This window comes from Vasconcelosia minhoensis LEGE 07310 (assembly GCF_015207255.1).
Taxonomy (GTDB): Bacteria; Cyanobacteriota; Cyanobacteriia; order Phormidesmidales; family Phormidesmidaceae; genus Vasconcelosia; species Vasconcelosia minhoensis.
Window position 1 is genome coordinate 19,781 of record NZ_JADEXG010000071.1, and the last position, 7,695, is coordinate 27,475.

At 53.4% G+C, this 7,695-nt stretch carries 4 protein-coding genes; 2 read left to right on the forward strand and 2 right to left on the reverse strand.

The window, feature by feature from the left end:
* Window positions 1–25 precede the first annotated feature (25 nt).
* Window positions 26–2,491 carry an ATP-binding cassette domain-containing protein gene (locus tag IQ241_RS21750; protein ID WP_193911293.1) on the forward strand — a complete coding sequence of 822 codons (2,466 nt, stop codon included), beginning with the start codon at window positions 26–28 and terminating at the stop codon, window positions 2,489–2,491.
* Window positions 2,492–2,540: 49 nt separating this feature from the next.
* Window positions 2,541–3,428: a DUF4351 domain-containing protein gene (locus IQ241_RS21755; RefSeq protein ID WP_228021957.1), complete on the forward strand. Its 888-nt coding sequence runs from the start codon at window positions 2,541–2,543 to the stop codon at window positions 3,426–3,428.
* A gap of 56 nt (window positions 3,429–3,484) precedes the next feature.
* Here the strand turns inward: IQ241_RS21755 and tnpA are convergent, their stop codons facing one another.
* Together tnpA and IQ241_RS21765 are read right to left on the reverse strand one after the other, a co-directional pair.
* Window positions 3,485–3,961, reverse strand: coding sequence for an IS200/IS605 family transposase (gene tnpA / locus IQ241_RS21760; protein WP_322743741.1), 477 nt, complete (start codon window positions 3,959–3,961; stop codon window positions 3,485–3,487).
* An 806-nt stretch (window positions 3,962–4,767) separates the two neighbouring features.
* A complete protein-coding gene (locus IQ241_RS21765; RefSeq protein WP_322743742.1) occupies window positions 4,768–7,581 on the reverse strand; it encodes a CHAT domain-containing protein in 2,814 nt (937 codons plus the stop codon).
* Between the last annotated feature and the right edge of the window lie 114 nt (window positions 7,582–7,695).

Below are 7,695 nucleotides of genomic sequence, written 5' to 3' on the forward strand. Positions count from 1 at the left end.
CACCCCAAGCATAACGGGTCAAAATATGGCAGACAGTTTTCAGCAAGCGACTTCTATTGCCTCTAACCCAGTGCTGGAACTCAGCAGCCGCGGTCAGACCCTGCGGTTTGAACTGAGCAAAGACCTGCACCAGCTGGGGCGAGATCCGGCCTGGGCCGATTTAGAGGTGACCCACCCTGAATGGACGGTGATGTCCCGGCGACAGGCTGTGCTGAAGCGCGAAGGGTCTAACTATCGGATTTTTGACGGAGACGGTCACACCCCAAGCCGTAACGGAATTTTCGTCAATCAGACCCGGGTTACGGTCGTCGAAGGGTATCTGCTGCAAGATGGCGCTCAGTTAGAGATCGGTCTGGCTCCTGAGTCGCGAATTTTAGTCAATTATCGCAGTTGCCCTAGCTTCACATCGGGCCGCCCATCGGGATCGGTGGCTCAGCCCAGTCGGCGACGCCTGAGTTTAGAGAATCTTCAGGAATGGCCGGTGGAGATTGGTCGAGCCCCCAGCCGCGATCGCTATGCCGCCATGGAACTTGATGCGCCCACCGTATCGCGGCTGCATGCGTTTTTGTACCCGGATGGAGCCGGGGGGCATGTGCTGCAGGACAGCAGCGCTAACGGTACGTTTGTAAACGGCAATCGGATTGAAAAACGAACAAACCTTAATCCGGGCGACACCATCCGCATTGGCCCTTTTGCCCTGGTGTATGACCCCAGAATGTTAGTTTTAGAGGATACGGGCAGTCAGATTCGCCTGGATGCCCATAGCCTATTACGCAAGGTTCAGAACAAACAGGGCAATGAGTTTACGATTCTCAACGATATTTCTCTGGTCATCGAGCCGGGGCAGCTGGTGGCTCTGGTGGGGGGCAGCGGCGCGGGCAAGTCCACCCTGATGAAGTCGCTGGTGGGGATCGAGCCGACGACATCTGGGGTTGTTTTTCTCAACGGAGAGAATTTACGACAGAACTGGGGCGTCTATCGTTCGCAGATTGGCTATGTGCCCCAGGACGATATTGTGCATCGCAATTTGACGGTCGAAGAGGTGTTGACCTATGCCTGCAAGCTGCGGCTGCCGCCCGATGCCGATGTTGAACAGGTGGTCAATAGGACCCTAGATCAGATTAAGCTGCCCCACGTGCGGCATACCTTTGTCCGCAATCTCAGCGGTGGCCAGCGGAAGCGGGTCAGCATTGGGGTAGAGCTGCTGGCCGATCCCAAGCTGTTTTTTCTGGACGAGCCGACTTCTGGCCTCGACCCGGGTTTGGACAAGGAGATGATGCGGCTGCTGCGAGAGCTGGCCGACCAGGGCCGGACGGTGGTGCTGGTCACCCATGCTACGGCCAATATCGAGGTATGCGATCGCATTGTCTTTCTGGGCCGGGGCGGACATCTCTGCTACTTTGGGCCGCCGCTGGAGGCGCTATCGTTTTTCCGGATGCCTGAGGTTGACCTCAAGTACTTTTCCGATATTTACATTAAGCTCGACCAGGGTTCGACTAGCGAAGAAACTCGGACGATTGTCCAGGGTTGGAGCCAGCATTATCGGAATTCGCCTAACTACGGGCGCTATGTGGGCGCTTCCCTGAGTGCAGGGAAGCCGGAGCGGTCTAAAAAAGCTAAGGAGGCGGTCTACACCGGCATTTCTCCGCTGAAGCAGCTCTGGCTGCTGAGCCAGCGCTATGGTCAGCTGATTCTGCGCGATCGGCTCAGCCAAATTTTGACGCTGATCTCTGGGCCGATCGCGATCGCGTTTACTGCGCTAATCCTGTGGAATGAAGAGCCGCTGGCCCAGCTCGACCCGCCCGAGCCGGACCAGGCTTCTCTAGCCCTGCGGCTGGCGTTTGTCTTCAGCAGTATTGCGATCTGGATTGGCCTCTCCAGTGCCGTGCGAGAAATTGTGAAAGAATCTGCAATCTACACGCGGGAACGCTTGATTAACCTGGGATTGTTTTCCTACTTGGGCTCTAAGCTGCTGATTTGGATGGCAATAGCCTTGCTTCAGACGCTGCTGATGACGGTAGCGATCTGGATTGGCTTTCAGTCTCCTGAGTCCAGTCTGCTGCCCTGGTCGGTTGGGGTAGCGATTACCAATTTCCTCACAATTTTAGCCAGCATCTGTCTGAGTCTGGCGATTTCAGCCTTTGTAAAAAGTGAAAATGCGGCGAATAATCTGCTGCCGCTGATTATGATCCCGCAGATTATCTTTTCGGGCGTGCTGTTTGACCTGGAGGGGATCGCTCAGAAGCTCTCCTGGTTGATGATCAGCCGCTGGTCAGTCGGGGCCTACGGTACTTTGATTCAGGTCAACGATATGGCGACTGAGGCAATTGAAATCCCTGGACAAGACCCGATTGAGCCAATTTTTGAGGCGGTTTCAACTTACGATGCAACCTGGGCCAATCTGGGGCATAACTGGGGCATTTTGGCTGTGCATATGCTGGTTTATCTGGCTGCGGCTCTGGTTCTGCAAAAGCGAAAGGACCTACTTTGAAATCGCTGCCCCGCATTCAACTAGAGTCAGGCCCTGCGCATCCCGCCTAATGACAAATATCGACCACGATCGCTTATTCAAAGAGCTGCTCACGACCTTCTTCGTCGAGTTTCTGGCCCTGTTTCTGCCAGAAATGCTGCCCTACCTGGAGCCCACGTCGATTACCTTTCTGGACAAAGAAGTCTTTACCGACGTTACGGTGGGCGATCGCTACGAAACCGACCTGCTGGCTCAGGTACAGTTTCAAGGGCAGCCCTCCTTCTTTCTGATACATGTCGAAAATCAGGCGACCGCCCAGGCTGAGTTCGGCAAGCGGATGTTTCGCTACTTCGCCTGGCTCTACGAAAAGTACGACTATCCCGTCTATCCCATTGTCGTCTTTTCCTACGACCAGCCTAGAGTACCCGCCCCTAGCGAGTTCACAGTTGCGTTCCCAGACTTCGCCGTCCTCAGCTTCAGCTATCGGGTGATTCAGCTCAACCAGCTGCACTGGCGCGACTTTCTCAGCCAGCCCAACCCGATCGCCACTGCCCTGATGGCCAAGATGCAGATTGCCCCGGCAGAGCGTCCCCGAGTCAAGGCAGAGTGCCTGCGCCTGCTGGTAACGCTAAGGCTAGACCCAGCTCGGATGCAGCTGATTTCTGGGTTCGTTGATACTTATCTGAAACTGACGCCAGAGGAGGAGACAGCGTTTACCCTAGAAGTAGGTCAAATTGAACCCTCAGCACAGGAGCGGGTGATGGAAATTGTAACCAGCTGGATGGAAAGGGGCATTGAGCAGGGCCGGGAGCAAGGCATTGAGCAGGGGCTCGAGCAGGGCCGCCGGGAAGGCAAGCTCAGTCTGATGCTGCGGCTGTTGACCCGGATAGTCGGGACGCCGTCGCCCTCAGTCGAAACTAGAATCAGAGGGCTGACGGAAGCCCAAATGAGCAGTTGACTGACCGTCTACCGACGTTGAGCAGCCTGGATGAGCTGACCAGCTGGCTCGACGAGTTAGCTCTCAATTAGCGCTGGGTTTTCAACCCGGCGCGGGGTCGCGCCACACATCCCGGCGCTGGGTTCAGCATTTGTTTGCTCCAAAACGCTGATAACAGAACCAGCCGCATGATGCTCTTTCTGCCGCTCAACATATTCGACGGCTCTATGAAGCTGCTTTTTTCCCAGCGAGAAAGCGCCATATTCAGTTTGCCATCCAAATCTGTTCTCTGAAGAAGATATATTTTGGTTTAGTTCATGAGAGCTACTACCCTTGAGCTGCCTGACCACCTGGGAAATTGAGAGCTTTGGCGGAATTGAAAGAATTAGATGAATATGGTCCTCTGTACCGCCAATTGCGTAGGTGATACATTCCAGTTTACTAGCTTTGCTACGGAGATATTGATACAAGCGCTCTTCATGAGCCTTTGTGATTAAAGCGTCACGTTTCTTGGTTGCCCATACGAGGTGATAGTAAAGTTGCCAAAATGACACGGTGAAACCTGAGGAGCTTTGGATTGAATATGAGAGCAGGCGACATCATACAGTATGCCCATATTAGTGGATGGTCTAAATTATTTCCCAGACAGTAAGAGTCATCAAATATTTGGGAGATGGCTCAACCCCGCCCCGCATTAAAATGACGGGGCTAACCGGTTCAAACCCGCTAAAGGGGTTGAAAAGAGGAGGCCCCATTTCTGATGAGGGATGAGCCATCCATTCTCCAGTCCCTTCAGCGGACTTGCTCTCAATTAGCGCTGGGTTTTCAACCCGGCGCGGGGGCGCGCCACCCATCCCGGCACGGTGTACAGCATATCGCAATATTTCTGAGCAACCCTGCTGCAACCCTGCCCAACACCGCCCCGCATTAAAATGACGGGGCTAACCAGTGCAAACCCACTAAAGGGGTTAAAGCCAACGCAGCGGCTGCGAACCGTCCAGCCACTCCCAGTCCCTTCAGCGGACTTCCCTCCATCAGCGCTGGGTTTTCAACCCGGCGCGGGGTCGCGCCACCCATCCCAACCCTACAGCCCATTACCAATCAGAATAAACGGTGCCCAGTGGTAGGGATGCGCTAGGGCTGAGCAACCCTGCTGCAACCCTGCTGCAACCCTGCTGCAACCCTGCCCAACACCGCCCCGCATTAAAATGACGGGGCTAACCAGTGCAAACCCACTAAAGGGGTTAAAGCCAACGCAGCGACTGTGAACCGTTCAGCCAGCCCCAGTCCCTTCAGCGGACTTCCCTCCATCAGCGCTGGGTTTTCAACCCGGCGCGGGGTCGCGCCACCCATCCCAACCCTACAGCCCATTGCCAATCAGAATAAACGGTGCCCAGTGGTAGGGATGCGCCAGGTCGGTAGCCTCGGAGCGCGGCTGTCCATCTAAGGTCTGCACGGTGAGAGAAGCATTGCGAGCGGCGGTCAGGCGAGCTTCAGTATCCTGGTCATAGAGTAGGCTAAGCTGCGCCTGACGTAGGGCTTCGGCTTTGGTCAGCTCACCGGAGGCGAGCAGCTCGTAAAAGCGCTGCATCAGCAGGCTGGTACTGTCATCGCTAACGGACCAGAGGGAAGCAATTACGGTTTCGGCCCGACCGGCTTCGAGAAAGTAGGCGCTGATTCCAGCAATTTCTGTGCCGTCACCGCCTTCGCCGCCAAGGGCCGTCTGACAGGCCGATAGCACGACCAGATGCAGGTTACGGAGCCGCCGCTCCATGGTTTCGATGTCGGTAATCTGCATGCGATCGCCGTTTCCCAGCACAATGTAAGACGCCTCTGGCTGACCGGGCACAAAGGCCGCATGGGTGGCGACATGCAGCACCCGGTAGTCCGCAACGCTGCTCTTAAACTGGTCGAGGGTGAATGCCTCATTCAGGTAGACCTGACCGGGATAAACCCCCGTTGTATCTGCGCCGCCGCTACGGACGATGGAATCGAGTTCTTGTTCTACCGCTGGCAGTGGGTCGAAGCCAGTCACCGCCTGGGTCAGCCCCAGCCCGAGCACGTTTGCAGTATCAGCGGTTTCCAAGCTTTCGGTGGTATCCGTCAGCGCTGGGGAGAGTACCGTAGACACGGTGTAGCGCTCAATCAGGTAGCTCTGGCCATCAAACAGAGCCGCCATTGGAATGTAGCGGGTCACCCGGTCATTGACAAAGATCAGGTGATCGACACCGTTCTGCTGTAGAGCACCTTCTAAGGGCTCGATCAGCCACTGATGGAGCTGCTGGCTAGTGGCCTGAAGCTCTGCCAGATGATCGCCTGACTGTAGCAGTTCACCAAAACGCTGAACCGTTTTGGAAAGGTCACCCTGAGAGACCTCGATCTCAATGCTGCCAACGCTGCCTACGGTGGCGTAGAGCAGCCAGAGTTTGTCATCGGTGACAAAGGGATAGATCAGCACTGAGTCAGGATTAGCTTCGAGCAGCTTTTGAGCATCGCCGCTGAGGTTGTCGGGGTTTTGGAAGAGGGAATCGTCGTAGCGATTGTCGCGCACGGTGGATTGAAAGGCGGTGACCTGCTGGTCATATTGGGCAGTGAGCTGTTCGTGCTGTTCGAGTAAGCCATTGAGCTGGTCGCAATTGGTCTGCTCACATTCGTAAAGGGTCTGACCAAAGGCAATCAGGTCACCGTGAACATCCGCAACGGGCTGTTCCAGGGTAGTATAGGCGATGCCATCACTGGTCCAGGCAGCTCGGGTGTTGTTGGAAAATTCACGAAGTTCTTCTATCTTTAATAGTTCTAGAACCTGCTGAGCTTCAGGGATACGCCCCTGTTCAAGAAGAAGATCGCTTAAGAGGCGGTAATCATCAGCAATCGTACCGACAAAGGAGCGCTGTAGCTCGCTGTTGAGCCCTCGAATATCGCTTCGGATTGCTTCTCGTACCTCAACTGAGGCTTTGAGAAAAACAATTGCTAGCTCAGTCTGCCTTTGAGCACTAAGAACTTTAGCAATCGAACTTAAAGTTATTCCTTCACCCCAACGATTACCGATTTTTCTTTGAATCAGTAAACAATCCATTAGATAGTCAATTGCTTTTTGATATTCCCCTAAAGAGGCATAGGTATTTCCCAGGTCGCCTAATGCATACGCTTCCTCGCGTAAGTCGTTAACTTCGCGATGAATAAATAAAGCTTGCTCAGAAAATTGAATTGCTTGCCGATACTGACTCAATTTAGTATGCACAAAACCTAATCCATTCAAGGCATTAGCTTCCTGTCGCCGATTTGAAATTTCCTGTGAAATAGCTAGCTGTTCATAGAAGAAATCAATAGACCTGTGATACTCTCCTAGAGCGCTGTGAACCCAAGCCAGTCCATTAAGAATAAAGGCTTCCTGATATTGATTTTCGTTCTCTCTCGCAATGAATAAGGCTTCCTGATAGTAACCAATCGCTTTCTGCCGTTGACCTAAATCATCGTGAATCCAACCGAGAGCATATAAAGCACTGGTTTTTCTAGATGGATTACCGATTTCCTGTGCAACTTGCATTGCTTTATAGAAAAAGTTGATTGCCAAGTAGTACTGTGCCCGAAAGCTATAAGACCAACCTAAAGCAAGTAGAACATCACTTTCTCCAGCGCGATTACCGATTTCACGTTCTATTGCTAATGCTTGCTGATGCAAGTCAATAGCATCCTCGTATTGTTTTAAGGCACGATGAGCATTCCCCATGCTGTACAGCAAAGTGGCTTCTGCGGCTCTATTGCCGATCTCATGTATAATTGAAAGACTCTGGTTATAGTAGTTCAGCGCTTCTTCATAGTCGCCCAGTGACACATAAACGTTGCCAATACTCCCTAAGGTACTGGCTACTCCAGCGTTATCGCCTAGCTCACGAAAAAGGGCTAGAGCCGTTTCCCAGGATCGTAACGCCTCGTGATACTGACCAGAACGGTACTGTTGACTGCCTTGCAGAGATAGGCGATTTGCCGTTTGTTCTGAAGCTGACTCACTTAGTGTCGGAGTGATTTGACCGGAGGCAGTATCTAACGCAATTAAGCGATAATCTCTGCGGTAGTTTGTACCCGAACCACTTGCCCAATTCATATAGGAACCGTCAGTTGGGAAATTAACCTCAATGAAAGAATTGTAAATACTATCGTGGGAGCGCGTCATACTTCAACGAGAGAAAAAGAGTCCAGGTCGCCATTGAGATAGGCGCAGCGAAGCGCCAGGATCTGCGGCACCCGTTCAGGCTTCCAGCGTGCCCCCGTCACTTGAATGCGCTCA